Annotated in this window: 22 protein-coding genes and 1 pseudogene; 17 read left to right on the top strand and 6 right to left on the bottom strand. The window is 50.3% G+C overall.

Going from position 1 to position 13517, the window contains the following annotated elements:
- The first annotated feature begins 22 nt into the window (after positions 1–22).
- The 5 genes from IPG80_RS00900 (at position 23) to IPG80_RS00880 (ending at position 4467) form a co-directional block, all read left to right on the top strand.
- A complete protein-coding gene (locus tag IPG80_RS00900; RefSeq protein ID WP_345101675.1) occupies positions 23–1927 on the top strand; it encodes a YbhB/YbcL family Raf kinase inhibitor-like protein in 1905 nt (634 codons plus the stop codon).
- Positions 1924–2775, top strand: a complete 852-nt coding sequence (locus tag IPG80_RS00895) for a hypothetical protein (RefSeq protein WP_345101673.1) — start codon at positions 1924–1926, stop codon at positions 2773–2775. The genes IPG80_RS00900 and IPG80_RS00895 overlap by 4 nt, the downstream gene beginning before the upstream one ends.
- 78 nt (positions 2776–2853) lie before the next feature.
- The gene (locus tag IPG80_RS00890) at positions 2854–3033 is read left to right on the top strand and encodes a hypothetical protein (RefSeq protein ID WP_345101671.1); all 180 of its coding nucleotides are present in this window, start codon (positions 2854–2856) and stop codon (positions 3031–3033) included.
- Complete coding sequence (locus IPG80_RS00885) at positions 2973–3302, top strand: hypothetical protein (protein ID WP_345101669.1); 330 nt, start codon at positions 2973–2975, stop codon at positions 3300–3302. Before IPG80_RS00890 ends, IPG80_RS00885 begins: the two co-directional genes overlap by 61 nt.
- Before the next feature lie 556 nt (positions 3303–3858).
- Entirely contained in the window at positions 3859–4467 is a 609-nt protein-coding gene (locus tag IPG80_RS00880) for a metallophosphoesterase (protein ID WP_345101667.1), read from the top strand.
- A 454-nt stretch (positions 4468–4921) separates the two neighbouring features.
- On the opposite strand, the gene IPG80_RS00875 is transcribed toward IPG80_RS00880, so the two are convergent.
- From IPG80_RS00875 to IPG80_RS00855, 5 genes are all read right to left on the bottom strand, one after another.
- Positions 4922–5047 (bottom strand): hypothetical protein, encoded by a 126-nt coding sequence (locus tag IPG80_RS00875; protein ID WP_345101665.1) that lies wholly within the window; start codon positions 5045–5047, stop codon positions 4922–4924.
- 130 nt (positions 5048–5177) lie between these two features.
- Positions 5178–5408: a hypothetical protein gene (locus IPG80_RS00870; protein ID WP_345101664.1), complete on the bottom strand. Its 231-nt coding sequence runs from the start codon at positions 5406–5408 to the stop codon at positions 5178–5180.
- A gap of 71 nt (positions 5409–5479) precedes the next feature.
- Positions 5480–5869 (bottom strand): hypothetical protein, encoded by a 390-nt coding sequence (locus tag IPG80_RS00865; RefSeq protein ID WP_345101662.1) that lies wholly within the window; start codon positions 5867–5869, stop codon positions 5480–5482.
- A 38-nt stretch (positions 5870–5907) separates the two neighbouring features.
- Positions 5908–6315, bottom strand: a complete 408-nt coding sequence (locus IPG80_RS00860) for an alpha/beta hydrolase (RefSeq protein WP_345101659.1) — start codon at positions 6313–6315, stop codon at positions 5908–5910.
- Positions 6316–6382: 67 nt separating this feature from the next.
- Positions 6383–6967 (bottom strand): alpha/beta fold hydrolase, encoded by a 585-nt coding sequence (locus IPG80_RS00855; RefSeq protein WP_345101657.1) that lies wholly within the window; start codon positions 6965–6967, stop codon positions 6383–6385.
- Positions 6968–7071: 104 nt separating this feature from the next.
- Here IPG80_RS00855 and IPG80_RS00850 point away from each other — a divergent pair, with 104 nt between their 5' ends.
- The 7 genes and pseudogenes from IPG80_RS00850 (at position 7072) to IPG80_RS00820 (ending at position 10515) form a co-directional block, all read left to right on the top strand.
- Positions 7072–7533, top strand: a complete 462-nt coding sequence (locus IPG80_RS00850; RefSeq protein ID WP_345102342.1) for a TetR/AcrR family transcriptional regulator — start codon at positions 7072–7074, stop codon at positions 7531–7533.
- A gap of 283 nt (positions 7534–7816) precedes the next feature.
- Complete coding sequence (locus tag IPG80_RS00845; RefSeq protein ID WP_345101655.1) at positions 7817–8206, top strand: response regulator; 390 nt, start codon at positions 7817–7819, stop codon at positions 8204–8206.
- A 16-nt stretch (positions 8207–8222) separates the two neighbouring features.
- Positions 8223–8414, top strand: coding sequence for a helix-turn-helix domain-containing protein (locus tag IPG80_RS00840; protein WP_345101653.1), 192 nt, complete (start codon positions 8223–8225; stop codon positions 8412–8414).
- 137 nt (positions 8415–8551) lie between these two features.
- On the top strand, positions 8552–8740 hold the full coding sequence (locus IPG80_RS00835; RefSeq protein WP_345101651.1) for a hypothetical protein: 189 nt from the start codon (positions 8552–8554) through the stop codon (positions 8738–8740).
- Between the two features lie 52 nt (positions 8741–8792).
- The gene (locus tag IPG80_RS00830; protein WP_345101649.1) at positions 8793–9086 is read left to right on the top strand and encodes a HAMP domain-containing protein; all 294 of its coding nucleotides are present in this window, start codon (positions 8793–8795) and stop codon (positions 9084–9086) included.
- 184 nt (positions 9087–9270) lie between these two features.
- Positions 9271–9798: pseudogene (locus tag IPG80_RS00825) on the top strand (HAMP domain-containing sensor histidine kinase).
- Positions 9799–10275: 477 nt separating this feature from the next.
- Complete coding sequence (locus IPG80_RS00820; protein ID WP_345101647.1) at positions 10276–10515, top strand: ester cyclase; 240 nt, start codon at positions 10276–10278, stop codon at positions 10513–10515.
- 186 nt (positions 10516–10701) lie between these two features.
- Here the strand turns inward: IPG80_RS00820 and IPG80_RS00815 are convergent, their stop codons facing one another.
- Complete coding sequence (locus IPG80_RS00815; protein WP_345101645.1) at positions 10702–11145, bottom strand: MarR family transcriptional regulator; 444 nt, start codon at positions 11143–11145, stop codon at positions 10702–10704.
- A 102-nt stretch (positions 11146–11247) separates the two neighbouring features.
- Here IPG80_RS00815 and IPG80_RS00810 point away from each other — a divergent pair, with 102 nt between their 5' ends.
- From IPG80_RS00810 to IPG80_RS00790, 5 genes are all read left to right on the top strand, one after another.
- On the top strand, positions 11248–11661 hold the full coding sequence (locus tag IPG80_RS00810; protein ID WP_345101643.1) for a hypothetical protein: 414 nt from the start codon (positions 11248–11250) through the stop codon (positions 11659–11661).
- A 119-nt stretch (positions 11662–11780) separates the two neighbouring features.
- Positions 11781–12251 carry a DUF4405 domain-containing protein gene (locus IPG80_RS00805; RefSeq protein WP_345101641.1) on the top strand — a complete coding sequence of 157 codons (471 nt, stop codon included), beginning with the start codon at positions 11781–11783 and terminating at the stop codon, positions 12249–12251.
- Positions 12252–12253: 2 nt separating this feature from the next.
- Positions 12254–12529 (top strand): hypothetical protein, encoded by a 276-nt coding sequence (locus tag IPG80_RS00800; RefSeq protein WP_345101639.1) that lies wholly within the window; start codon positions 12254–12256, stop codon positions 12527–12529.
- A 12-nt stretch (positions 12530–12541) separates the two neighbouring features.
- Positions 12542–12898, top strand: coding sequence for a 4Fe-4S ferredoxin (locus IPG80_RS00795; protein WP_345101637.1), 357 nt, complete (start codon positions 12542–12544; stop codon positions 12896–12898).
- Positions 12899–12912: 14 nt separating this feature from the next.
- Positions 12913–13515 (top strand): TMEM175 family protein, encoded by a 603-nt coding sequence (locus IPG80_RS00790; RefSeq protein WP_345101635.1) that lies wholly within the window; start codon positions 12913–12915, stop codon positions 13513–13515.
- Positions 13516–13517: the final 2 nt, after the last annotated feature.

The raw sequence follows: 13517 nt of genomic DNA, 5'->3' as shown, positions 1-13517 counted from the left end.
TAGGGGCGAAAGGACAAACGATATGCTACGCAAATTTCTCTCCATCTTCTTTCTCCTATCTCTGCTAACGGGATGTATGGTTCCGCCTACAGAAATAGCAGTTGTTGTTCCTGCAACCAATGAAACTGCCGTTATCACTTCCCCGATCTCACAATTGACAAATACAGGGTTTACCCTTACCAGCACAGATGTTACCGACGGCGGACGCCTACCCGTCGAGTACACCTGCGATGGTGACGGCTCGACTCTCCCCCTCACCTGGAGCGGCGCACCCGCCGAGACTCAGAGCTACGCTGTCATCATGCACCACGAAGCACCTGACGGGATTCATTGGTATTGGGTGCTATACAACATCTCAGCGAATGTGACCAGCCTGCCCAAAAACGTCAGCGGAATCGGCACACTCGGCAACAACATCAACAACGGACTTGCCGAGTATTCCCCGCCCTGTTCAAAGGGACCCGGCGACAAGACCTACACTTACACCGTGTACGCACTTTCTGCTGAACCTCAGATCAACGTCCCTGCCGAACAAGTGAACCGTGATACTCTGCTTGCCGCAATGGAAGGCTTCACCCTCGCCAGCGCCGAAATGAATGTGGTCTATGCGCGTGAAGGTATGACCGATCCAAACACTCAGGGGAATCAACAAGGGCAGGGTAACAATAATCAAGGCAACAATAAACAACCCGCTGACGGCGCTCCCGCCTACAACATCGAACAAGCGGTCTCCGACAAAGCTCAAGGCATGACTATCTCCTATGACGCACTGGCATTCATGACAGGTGACCTTGGCTCAGACTCCTTCTTCCCTCCTGGAAAAGTTGCGGACTTTTGGGGCTTCCAATATCTGCGCGACAATGATCCATCCCACATGGGACATGCAGGCGACTTCCTCACCAGTGCGGCGATGAACACACTCAATAACCTCACATCCGACCAACGCTCCCAACTGGTTGCACTTGCTGAAAGCCAAGTGGACGACATCAACGAGTACGGATACAAGCGCTTCGTGCTCATGGACGCATTCCGTCGCCTCGCCGAAGGTGACCTCCCTGCTGGAACAACTGGTCTCGACAAAGAAGCGGTCAAATCCTACTCAGCGGAGTTGTACCAACTCGACGGGCAGATCAGTTTTGAGCGCGCCCAATTAATGGGACAGATCCTCACCAGTCTGAGCGCGGAACAACGTGCCTACTTCGACGCAATGGTCGGTAAAGGCATGTTGGAGTGGAACGATGTGCAGGAACCCGAAGACATCCGCGGACTCGACCGTGACACCAAAGTTGCCGTGATGACATACGCCGCCGACCTCTACAGTTGGTATGCGGGCTCCATCGAAGCGGATGTGTACTTCTGCCCCGAACGCCACGGCACCTACTTCGGCTCGTTCTATCTCAAGGACATCAAAGCCATGAGCGACCCGACCTACTCCATCCCCACCAATTTGACGGGCGACCTCGGTGAGATCATGCTGTCAAAATTGACTCCCGATCAAGCCGCGCTGATCACTGGTCTTGTCGATATTCAGAAACCGTCTCTGCAAGGATTGGTGGACGCGCGCGAACAGATTTCCATTGAACTCCGCAAATTCAAAGATGGCAACGCGGCTGACCAAGCCACAGTGATGAATCTGATGGCGCAATACGGCGCATACGACGGCGAGATCATTTACAACATGGCGATTAACTTTGCCGCGGTGAAGAACTCGCTGACTGCTGAACAACAAGCCGAACTCGACGCACTCCGCACGGAACTGCTAGGGGATGTCTCGCACCCCGACGGCGCATACCTGTATTCACAGGCGATCTCCCATGAAAAAAACTACTTATCACCCTCACAATTATTTCCTTCCTCGCTGCATGCGCTCCTACTACCACGCCAACGCCAACACAAATGCAACAGCCGAGTCAAATGTCTGTGGTGACGAAGCAACCCACGGCTACAGTTGAAGCGTCGCCCACAGCGGAGATACAGCCTACCGAAACGAAAAAGCCCAAGCGACAGAACCAACCTGTAGGGCCGACATCCGCCAGCGCTGATTTTGTTGCCACAGAAATTTTGGGGCGACCCACCGATACATCCGTTACGGTCAACATCATACCTGCGTTTGACATGGATATCACTATCATGTACGGTGCAATGAATGGCGCATCACAAACCGTAACGGTTGCTGGCAAAACCAACACGCCGCAGGAAATTCTACTTTCAAACCTGCAACCCAACAGCGAATATTATTATTCAGTGAACGGCGGAGCACAACACACCTTCCACACCGCCCGCGCACAGGGTAGCACCTTCACATTTGCCATTCAAGGCGACTCGCACCCCGAGCGCACCAAGAATCAGTTTGACCCAGATCTTTACACCAAAACGTTGTTGAGCGCCGCATCTATTCAACCCGATTTTTACATGACCATCGGCGATGACTTTAGCGTGGACACGCTCAAGGATGCCAACGCTGAAACCGTGCGAACGCTGTATATCAATCAACGTCAATGGCTGGGGCTGGTGGATGCGCCTGTGTTTTTAGTGAACGGCAATCACGAGCAGGCTTCACTGGCGAACCTTGATGGCACACCGAACAACGTGGCTGTCTGGGCTCAGACATCACGCAATGCGTATTACCCCCAACCTGCGCCTGATAATTTTTACACCGGCAATGTTGAGCCTGTTGAATTCATCGGACAGCTGCGTGATTACTACGCCTTTACCTGGGGCGACGCGCTCTTTGTCGTCATTGATCCGTACTGGCATTCCACAGTCAGTAAATAATCTATTCGGCGACGGAAAGCCAAACGAACAAGAACAAAAAGGGAAAAACGTGATCTTTGGGAGGTTACGCTTGGCGATGTGCAATATCAATGGTTCAGGCAAACACTTGAAACCAGCAACGCAAAATACAAATTCGTCTTCACACACCATGTGCTCGGCACGGGTCGCGGCGGCATCGAACTCGCGGACACCTTCGAATGGGGCGACTCAAAGATCTCTCCCAGCATCGCACATGGGACAAGACCATCCATCAATTGATGGTGGATAACAACGTCACCATCTTCTTCCAAGGTCATGACCACATCTTCGCCCGTCAGGAACTTGGTGGTGTCATCTACCAAACCCTACCCGAGCCTGCCAACCCGTTCTACAGTTGGGAAAATCAACAAGCTTACAAAAGCGGTGATCTATTCCCCAATAGCGGTCACGTACGCGTCACCGTTTCGCCCGATGGCGTCACCGTGGATTATGTCCGCTCGTATCTCGACAAGCCTGATGAAGTTGCATTTTCTTACATGGTCAAATAATTGGATTGCATCTCATGCAGACTCTTTCCCTCAAACCAACTACTCCTCGTCTTGATTCTGCTCCTCAGCAGTTGTGCGCCTCAGCCTACCCCAGCCTGATTCCACCCATCGAGCCGACTCCAACTTCATCGCCGACTCTCCCAACACCCGCGCCCACAGAAAACCACGCGGACAAAATCCGCCTCAAGATCAAGGCAGTGACGCGTCTCAATCGCTCGACTTCGAGATTCTACGCATCCCTACGATGTCATTCTCGGACGTCCCACGGCAAACAGCGTCACATTCTCTTTACTCGCCTACAATGATCAGACACTTTCCATTTCTTATGGAACATCATCTGGTAAATACGCATCCCAAACTGACCCCATTAACCTGACAGCCAATACCCCTCAAACCTTCCAACTTTCCAACCTGCAACCTTCAACGGAATATTTTTACTCCATCAACAACGGAATCGAAAACACCTTCCACACCGCCCGCCCCGCAGGCTCAACTTACACCTTCACCATCCAAGCGGACTCACATCTCGACTTCGAATGCCAGCGCCCAAGTCTATTTGCAAACCCTCGCCAACCAACGCGCTGACAATCCCGATTTTGTGATCGACATGGGCGACACCTTCATGACCGACAAGTACAAACCCTATACCGATGCGTTTCCACAATACCTTGCGCAGCGTTACCTCCTCGGTCAACTTGCGGATACGGCTCCGCTGTTTCTCGTCTTGGGCAATCACGACGGCGAAGGCGCGCCGCGTGGAAAGAACGGCGAAGAGATGTCCGTCTGGTCAGCACAAAATCGCACACTATATTTCCCCAACCCTGTGCCGAATGATTTCTACACGGGCAACGTCACTCCGCATCCCACCATCGGTGACTTGCAAAATTACTACGCCTTCACATGGGGCGACGCGCTCTTCATCGTCCTCGACCCGTACTGGTACACGCCACCCACCAAAGGCAACACAGAAAATTTATGGAACCCAACTCTTGGTGAAGAACAATATCAATGGTTCAAGCGTACGCTGGAAACCAACAATGCCAAATGGAAGTTCGTCTTCATTCATCAACTCATCGGCGGACTCGAAAGATGGGCGCGGTGGTGTAAGTTGCCCCTATCACGAATGGGGCGGACTCAACCCCGATGGCTCCTATGGCTTCGATGAAAATCGTCCCAATTGGGAATCTCCAATTCACCAATTACTAATTACCCATAACGTTTCTGCCGTCTTTCACGGTCATGATCATCTCTTCGTTCATCAGGAACTTGATGGCATCATTTATCAGAAATTCCTCAACCTGGTTCCACCCGACCGGACAGCACCGACAGCGCCGCGGACTATGGCTACGTCAACGGCACCGTCCTCGGCGGACCGGGTCACATGCGGGTCACCGTCAGCCCCGAGCAGGTGACCGTGGATTATGTCCGCTCTTATATAGAAGAAAAGCCCGCTCAACAGAACGGGCAGGTGGATTTTTCTTATACAATAAAATAGGTCACGCACGAAGCATGACCTATTCTGAAACAACATTGGTATTCCAAACACCTTCTAAAAAAGATTTATCGCTGTCATTACAATTAACAAAATTACAGCGACTATCCCACGGACAAAGAACAAACTAACTATGGGCTTCACTGGAAAGACCTGGGTCTTCCAATGAAGCCCATTTGTGAATGTCAAAACCGAGTCCCGCGATCTCGACTGCCATCTTCAGCATATCCCTGCGGCTGCGGTAGCGCACCATGCCGACCTGATCCCAATCATCGGCTAAATCGGGATGGATAAATCTTCCCGAACGCCGCCGAGAAAAACCGGGTGACCGCCGTATTTGAGAAGAAGCGGAATGATCGCGCGGTTGTATCGGTCATTGGCTGTCATTGGGTCATCGCCAAAGGGACTGCCTTCCGGGTAAAGCGTTTTTTGCGAAACTTAAGCAGGTTCACCATGTAGTATTCCCGTCCATCATCGTTTTGGGTCAAGTCACGAAATTGTTGCAGGATAGGAGACTCTTCTTTCGAGTCTTGTTTGCCTGCCCGCTTCTTTATTTCAGCCAGCAGCGCATCCACTTCAACGGCGGTTAGGGCTTGCCTCGTCCTCCATACCAAAACAGGAAAGCGATATACAGCAATACAAAGACAACGGCAATGATGGTAAATTCTGTTGGCATTTGGAAACCTTATTTTGATTCTTCGATATTCTTGCTGCCACTCCACAGCGACCAGACCACCATCACCACAGCCAATGGCAGGATGATCTGATTACCGATCGCTCCAGGCGGAGTATGGGCAAACGTAATCGGCTTCATCGCCCCTACTAATTCACGCAGAAGAACTTCCAGCGCAAGCATCAGCCACATGAACGGGATCAATGACCGGTAGCGAATGACCGCGAGCAGTTGAATCAGCGCAAACAGTAATTGCGAGCTTCCCCACAGCGCGGAAGGCGAAGATAATCCCATCTGCCCCTGCCACCGATAGATCCATTCCAGCGATCGTCCCTGCGCCGCCATCGGGTGAAAGCAAATGAATACAACTGCGCACAGTGCTGACGATGGCGTACAGGGCAAAAATGTAGAACGGGATTTTGTCCCGCGGATGACATTGTCTACTTTGGCGGGCAGTAATGTTTCAAAGATTTTTTCATGTTATTTTCCTTTTGCGCTTGGACAAAGCGATTGATAGCGTCAGCCACTTGTTCGGGCTGGTCGAAGTTGTCGAAATGGCTGGCATTTGTCACCCATTCCAATTGAACGTTGGGACATTCGCTGGCAATATCTGCGAAAATGGATTGGGGTTGTGCGGGGTCACTATCTGCCTGGAGTTGCAGAACTGGAAAAGGAAAATCATTTTTACAAATTTTGCCGATGGCAGTATTCAGGTCCCAATTATTCGTTAGAAAATATTTTGGGTTCATTATGGCAACACCCGGTCTGGAATATTCATAGACCAAATAGTCACGGTCTATCTGTTTGAAAGTGCTCGTCATACGGCCGGGATAAATGGTGTCGATCAACCAGCCTGCATCCTGATAAAGATAGGATGCGATCCAATTGTTTTGGAACAGGAGCCATTGCGGCTTTTCAAGATAAACGGAAGGCGGTGGTGTTGTACTGATTTCCTTTTTGAATCAAATCCGCTTCCATGCGAATGTACCCGAGGATGCGCTCTGGGTGGTCACTAACCATCACACTGCCAATGATCGTTCCCCAATCGTGCGAGACAACATAACATTTTTCGACACCTAGACTGTCCATCAAATCCACAATTTGACCGGCAACCGTGTGCCAGTTGTAATCTTCATCCTGTAAATCCGAGCGTCCATAGCCTTTCATGTCAATGGCGATGAGGCGGTAGTTCTGGTCAACCAGCGGCAGGACATAGCGCCATGAGTACCAGCCTTCGGGAAGACCATGCAGAAAGAGAATGACCTCGCTGTCCGGGTTGCCTTCTTCCACATAATGCCATTTGATCCCGTTCACAACCGTATCGTGTTGGTTGAACTGAGCATCGATCGCGTCATGCTCGGCTTGGTGCTCAGCGCGGAATTTCTCGTACTGCACCGCCAGTCTTTTAGCGCGGATGGGGGCATAGACCCAGACAAATATCGCTAACAGCAGGGCACTGCCTGCTAAAATTATCCCCAACCATTTCATTACTCTTTTCACTGTCTTTCCTTGTGATATAATATATACAACGTATAAATTATACATGGTATAAATAATAAGTCAAGTGTTTTGACCTAATCTATTCATTCCAAACCCAATAGGAACTGACCTATGCCTCGACCGAAAAAGACCCCGCCCAACTTGAAGCCACCCGCGAGAAAATTCTCGATGTCGCCCTCTCCATTTTGCAGGAGTCCGGACCCGAAGCACTCACCTCCCGCGCCATAGCCGAAGACTTGGGAGTCGCACACATGTCGCTATTCACCTACTTCGAGAATCACGCAGCGATCTTGCGCGCCCTGCGCGAACGCGAATTATCCAAGTGGCAGGCACAGCAGCAAGTCTTCGAGCAACGCGCCACACCCGAAAATATTGTGCAGGTTGTGGAAGATGTTCTGCGGCTTTATATTGATTTTGCGCACGAGAACCCCAACCTGTACCGCCTGACTTGGGTCATGCCTGAATTTGGAATCGAAAGCCCCGAAGAAAAACCGACAGCGGACGTTGAACACTGTTGGGCATTTGGCAGGCTTGCTTCAACTGGGTATGGCGTCAGGCGTTTTTGAAAACCGCGAACCGCTTTTGTCCGCAGGAACGGCGCTGGCGATGGTAAACACACTCCATATCCTCTTCCACAACGGAAGATTGAAGCTGATTCCCACCCATGCGTGACCGCATGGTGGATGAAGTTTTTCAATAATTATGAATTATCTAAAAAAAGAAGTAACTTTAACAACTTCTGAACATCTTTCTGCTATCATGGGCGCATGAAAACCATCCTCGTCGCCGACGATAAAGCAAACATCGGCAACCTGGTGCGCGAATATCTCGAAGCCGAAAACTTCCCGCGTGATCATCGCCGCCAACGGACGTGAAGCCCTCTACGCCGCCCGCGCAGAAAAGCCCGACCTCATTCTGCTCGACATCATGATGCCCGAGATGAGCGGTTACGACTTCATCAAAGCCTATCGCAAAGAAAGCGAAACGCCCATTATTCTGCTTACTGCGAAATTAGATGAGACCGATAAAGTGCTGGGACTCGAACTCGGCGCGGATGATTACGTCACCAAGCCATTTGGGATGAAGGAACTGACCGCCCGCATCCACGCCGTTTTACGCCGCGCGCTTCGCACTCCGCTCGAGTTGGATACGCTAAAGATCGGCAGTATCTCCCTGGATAAAGACTCCGCACCGTCACGGTGGATGACGAACCCGCCTCCCTCACCCCTCCGAATTTGACTTGCTCTACGTGCTCATGTCTACACCTGGCAAAGTCTTCTCCCGCTCCGACCTGCTGCTCAAACTGCAAGGCACCACCTTCGAAGGCGTCGAGCGGACCATCGATGTCCACATCCGCAATTTAAGAACCAAGATCGAGCAAGACCCATCCGACCCGCAATTCATCATCACCGTGTTTGGAGTCGGCTACAAATTTACCTCTGATTAAAATCAACCTGACACCTGACACCTGAAACTTGGAACGTGGAACCTGACACACTGGAACCTTCAACTTGAACCTCACCCACAAACTCACCCGCTCCTGCTCCTCAGCCTGATCGTCATTGGGCTGGCGGTGACTTTGATATGGGGTTGATCAACTACCAGTTCAATCAATATCTGGAAGTTCAACGCCAAAATGACTTTGCAGTGGCGGCAAATAATTATTACCTTGAAAATCGCACCTGGGATGGCGTGGATAATTACCTGCGCGAACAGCAACTCCTGCCCCCATTGAATGAAGTCAACCCGCCGCCGCAGCCTTTGTATTGGTGAATACTGATCGTAAAGTGATTATTGCATCTGCACCTTATACAGTCGGTGAAAGGTGAAGCAAGGCACACTGGATAAAGGCATCCCCATCGAAAGCGGCGGCGAAGTTTTCGGCACAATCATTTCCACCGGGCAGCCGCTCGTCCGCAACCCGATCGACCAAAAATATGTAGACCAGATCAACCGCGGATTTTGGCTGGCGGGCATTGTGGGAATGTTAGTCGCACTAGGATCCGGCTTGCTACTGGCACGCTCGCTCACCCGCCCCGTGCGAGATCTGACCACCGCTACGCGCAGCATGGCGCAAGGACAACTCGGAACAGCAAGTCCCCGTCCGCTCGGAAGATGAACTCGGCGAATTGGCGCAAGCCTTCAATCAAATGAGCGCCGACCTTGCCCGGCGCAAACCGCTCGCGCAAACAAATGACCGCCGACATTGCCCACGATCTGCGCAATCCGTTGACAGTGCTAAGCGGTTATCTTGAGTCCTGCAAGATGGAAAGCTCAAACCTACGCCTGAACGTTTTGCTGTCATGCAAGCCGAAGCGCCTCACCTGCAGCATCTCGTCGAAGACCTGCGAACGTTATCCCTTGCGGATGCGGGCGAATTGAAACTGCACCTCGAACCGACATCGATCCCTGAATTGCTCGAACGTGTTGCAAAAGCCTATCGTCATCAGGCAGAACAACAACAGATCAACTTGAAGGTAGAAATCGAACCCAACCTGCCAGAGATCAATCTCGACCCTACACGCATGGAACAGGTGTTGGGAAACCTCGTCAGCAACGCGTTGCGGTACACTGCCGCAGACGGGGAGATTCGTCTCGAAGCGAAGCAATTCAATGGGAGTCTGAGCGTGAGCGTCATCGATAATGGCAGCGGATCCTAGTCGAGATCTCTGCCGCATATCTTTGAGCGTTCCTATCGCGGCGATGAATCCCGAAGCGGAAATGAATCAGGGCTGGGATTGGCGATCGCAAAATCCATCGTCGAATTACATGGCGGAAATATCCGCGCTGAAAGCGATCATGCAGGATCCTATTTTTATCTGAGGTTTTGAATTCCCGGAAAATTTCTTTCCTTCATAACCAGCACAGGTGGAGGTGATTGGGAGATAAAATTCATCAGCACAACACCCGACTCGCAAAAGATGCTTCAACTTGCACGGCGAAAAACAATTCCGATAAATTACAATATATCAATGGAAAATAAAACAGTTCTAATCACTGGCGAAAATAAACGCGCAAGTTGTCGTCACGGGTAGAAGCAAACAAAACTGAGAAGAAGCCGTTACCAAAATTAAACAACTAAGCGGCAACGCAAAAGTTGACTTGCTGATCGGCGATCTTTCTGCGCCTTGAAATGTCCGTGCTTTAGCCGGGCATTTCAAGGCGCAGTGGTTGCGCTAAGCAATGGTGATACCAAGGTAATTAAATCAATTTTCGCGGAAAACTACGATTAACCATTATGCTTTGGTACCGATGGCTGGAATGGTCTGGAACAATTGGCTGGTGTTTTTGGCGCACCAGGCTTTCAAATGTACACACCTATTCGGGCATTTGCCGATGGAGACCTGGTTTTACTGCACGGTATTTTTCACTTTGAAAGCTTGGAAACCTTTAAACCGAGTAAGGACGCACCAGGGGTCATTGCCTTTGATCTTTTCCGGGTTGAGAACGGCAAGATCGTTGAGCATTGGGATGTTCTTCAGAATAATGTCCCGACCGAACAAACAAACATCGGTATCTCAACTACAGGGGATGGAGAATCCAAGTAAGCAGGATGTTTTAGAGGCATCAATTCGTGTTAGAAAAAGTTACCCGTTTTTAAGAACGGGTAACTTTTAATCTTTTGATATGGCATCAACTGATTTTAGAATCAGGCTTATTATTTGACCAGAGAACTCTTAAGACTTACCCCATCTGCGCCATCCATGCACTAGAGAAATAAAAAATCTTAAGAACTATTCTGTTTCTTCAAACCGCTTCCAAAACGCCGACATTTGATTCAACTCTTTATCACTGAACTTGCTGAGAAAGTTTTCTCTCACAAAAGCGACATGCGCCTTGACTGCTTTTTGAAATCTCGCAGCGCCTTCTGCGGTCAACACAGCATACGCGCCGCGACGGTCTTCGGGCGCTTCTTCGCGCGTGACCAAACCTGCCTTCTCCAGCCGTTCCACCACTCTGCTTACTCCACTGCGCGTGAGAACGCTCTCAGCAGCCAGGTCTTGGATCCGCACCCGATGATTCTCATTCCACGAAAGCCGCAGCAAAATCTCAAACTCCACATGCGTGATGTGCGAATGTGACTGTAAATCCTCTTCGATCATGCGGTTCATGCGTCCATAAACACCGAGGAACCCGCCCCAGGCATTCTGTTCGATTTCTGTAAATCCGTCTCCCATGAAAATCTCCTTTCGCTCTTGACAGATGCGTGCTCACGCACATATAATAAGAATTACGTGATTAGTCACATAAATTTTATCACAAACTCAAGGAGAAATATTATGAGTAACTCGGCAAAACTAATTCCGCAATGGATACGAATTCTGGCAGGCGTTCTCGGCTTATTTGCATTGAGCATTGGCATCGCCGGATATTTCAAACCCGACATGGTTGTCCACGGGTTCGCATTTGACTCTGTAGCCAACCAAACCATGGGCATGATGTTTACAGTTAGAAACGTTGCCCTCGGTGTGGCATTGATCCTTGTCGCCATTGGTGGCGTCCCTGAGTCGTTTGCGGTGACCTTCATCATCCGCTTCCTGATCGAACTGCAAGACCTGATCACCAACTTCGTCACAGGCGGGCTCTTGAACGAAAAGATCTTTGTTGCAGTTTTGCTTGTGATCGAAGGCTTTGTCATCAGCCGCTTGTTCAAGATCATTGGGGAAAAGCACGCCGCTGAAAAAGCGGGGTAATCCCTCCCCTGCTTAAGCAGATCGTTCGTCAATCCAAAGAAGACCTTAAGTCTGTAACAATAGCCTTAAGGTTTATCTTATATTCAACCCCAGTCTGTAGGAATATAAAAGGTTTTTTTATGCAGAATACCAATAAAAAATTCAGCCTCACTCAATTCAAACTCTTTCTCGACATCCTTGTGCTCATTCTCTTCGTTGCCATCAATATCCCAGGCACAACGGGCATTCCCAATCACGAGTGGATCAGTTTCATCTTCGCCCTGCCCTTCCTGATTCATCTCACCCTCAACTGGAAATGGATCGTCAGCGTATTTTCACGGCTGTTCCAAAAACTGCCAGGCGAAACACGCTTCAACCAGATCTGGGATTCGGCTCTCTTCCTGCTGATGATCTTCGTCTCATTCTCTGGCGCGGTGCTCTCTGAAAGTGTTCTGCCAGCCCTCGGTATTCACCTTGAAATTGACCTGTTCTGGCGCACACTGCACACAGGCATGGCAAACCTGCTCATGCTCATGTTCGGTGTTCACCTCACCATGCACTGGAAGTGGATCGTCTCCAACTTCCGACGCTACGTTTTACAAGTGAGTTAATCATGAACTTCATTAAAGAATACATCCTCCCCGCGCTGGCGATCTTGCTCGTTGCCGCCATCCTCATGTTTGGATATCAATTCCTCGCGGACGCTTCATGGGCAGAAGGGATTCGCGCAAGCGCCGCCTCGACTCCGCCCGAAGTGGGTCCAGCCCCGACGAACATTTCCGAATTCCTGACCGCGTTTGCCACTTCCACCGTCCGCATGATTATCCTCATCGGCTTGCCGTTTGCCATTACCTCTGCCGTGTTGAAGCGGACACAGAAACAGAAATAAAAGGAATTCCTAATGTCTGATACATCCACCTGCCGCCAGGAACCTGGCGTCTTCATCCCAGTGATTGACCGAAACAAATGCGAAGGCAAAGCGGACTGTGTCCCCGCCTGCCCGTATTCCATATTCAAAGTGGAAACGCTTCCAACCGACCTGAGAACGGGACTGACTTTCATCGGCAGACTCAAAGGGACAGCGCACGGCTGGCAGCAGGCATTACTCGTCCAGCCTGAACAATGTCGCGCCTGCGGGCTGTGTGTCAAAAGCCTGCCCCGAACACGCAATTACATTGGCAAGAAAATAATTACTCACGAAGTACACGAAGTGTCGCAAAGGTCTTCCTTTGTGCCCCTTTGTGACACTCCGTGGTAGAAAAGGAATTTCCCATGACCAAATCCCGCCTCGAAGCATTTAGCGATGGCATGTTCGCCATCATCCTGACAATTCTCGTACTCGAACTGCACGTCCCTGAATTGGAAAATAGTTCCTTTGCCGCATTCAGCGCAAGCATGATTCAACTCGCGCCAAAGTTCTTCGCCTTCCTGTTCAGTTTCTTCATCATCGCCATTTTTTGGGTGAACCACCATCACATCATCCACCAGATCAAAAAAGTGGATACAAAACTGCTGTGGCTCAATATCGGACTGCTGTTCTTCTCCAGCCTGTTCCCTTTCATCACCGCCTTCATCGGTGACTATATGATGAATCCGTTTGTGGTTGCGCTCTACCCATTAAACATGGCGCTCTCTTCGCTTATGATTAACGCGCTGTGGAAACACGCTTTTGTGGACAGCGATCTTGCGTCCAGCACTTTAACTGCTGAAGAAAAACAAACGCGCCTTAAGCGGGATAGGATGGCATTGCTCATCAATCTCGGCTCAGCGGCACTCGCCTTCGTTTGGGTTCCCATCACGTTGACTATCATGGTGGTCATGCCGTTCGCGTTCGTGGTTCCTGAATTTTTGGCAAATAAAACAGAGGAAGAATAAAA

This window comes from Candidatus Villigracilis vicinus, assembly GCF_016702885.1.
Lineage (GTDB): Bacteria > Chloroflexota > Anaerolineae > Anaerolineales > Villigracilaceae > Villigracilis > Villigracilis vicinus.
The sequence above is the reverse complement of the archived record's forward strand: the minus strand, read 5'-3'. Positions and strand labels throughout refer to the sequence as shown.

What these genes read in the sequence shown, in the direction of transcription:
- IPG80_RS00810 (WP_345101643.1), top strand. Translation starts at nt 11,248, where the DNA reads ATGAGTAACTCGGCAAAACTAATTCCGCAATGGATACGAATTCTGGCA.
- IPG80_RS00820 (WP_345101647.1), top strand. Translation starts at nt 10,276, where the DNA reads ATGTACACACCTATTCGGGCATTTGCCGATGGAGACCTGGTTTTACTG.
- IPG80_RS00900 (WP_345101675.1), top strand. Translation starts at nt 23, where the DNA reads ATGCTACGCAAATTTCTCTCCATCTTCTTTCTCCTATCTCTGCTAACG.
- IPG80_RS00885 (WP_345101669.1), top strand. Translation starts at nt 2,973, where the DNA reads ATGGGGCGACTCAAAGATCTCTCCCAGCATCGCACATGGGACAAGACC.
- IPG80_RS00875 (WP_345101665.1), bottom strand. Translation starts at nt 5,047, where the DNA reads ATGGTGCGCTACCGCAGCCGCAGGGATATGCTGAAGATGGCAGTCGAG.
- IPG80_RS00835 (WP_345101651.1), top strand. Translation starts at nt 8,552, where the DNA reads ATGGGGTTGATCAACTACCAGTTCAATCAATATCTGGAAGTTCAACGC.
- IPG80_RS00790 (WP_345101635.1), top strand. Translation starts at nt 12,913, where the DNA reads ATGACCAAATCCCGCCTCGAAGCATTTAGCGATGGCATGTTCGCCATC.
- IPG80_RS00800 (WP_345101639.1), top strand. Translation starts at nt 12,254, where the DNA reads ATGAACTTCATTAAAGAATACATCCTCCCCGCGCTGGCGATCTTGCTC.
- IPG80_RS00805 (WP_345101641.1), top strand. Translation starts at nt 11,781, where the DNA reads ATGCAGAATACCAATAAAAAATTCAGCCTCACTCAATTCAAACTCTTT.
- IPG80_RS00795 (WP_345101637.1), top strand. Translation starts at nt 12,542, where the DNA reads ATGTCTGATACATCCACCTGCCGCCAGGAACCTGGCGTCTTCATCCCA.
- IPG80_RS00815 (WP_345101645.1), bottom strand. Translation starts at nt 11,145, where the DNA reads ATGGGAGACGGATTTACAGAAATCGAACAGAATGCCTGGGGCGGGTTC.
- IPG80_RS00840 (WP_345101653.1), top strand. Translation starts at nt 8,223, where the DNA reads ATGTCTACACCTGGCAAAGTCTTCTCCCGCTCCGACCTGCTGCTCAAA.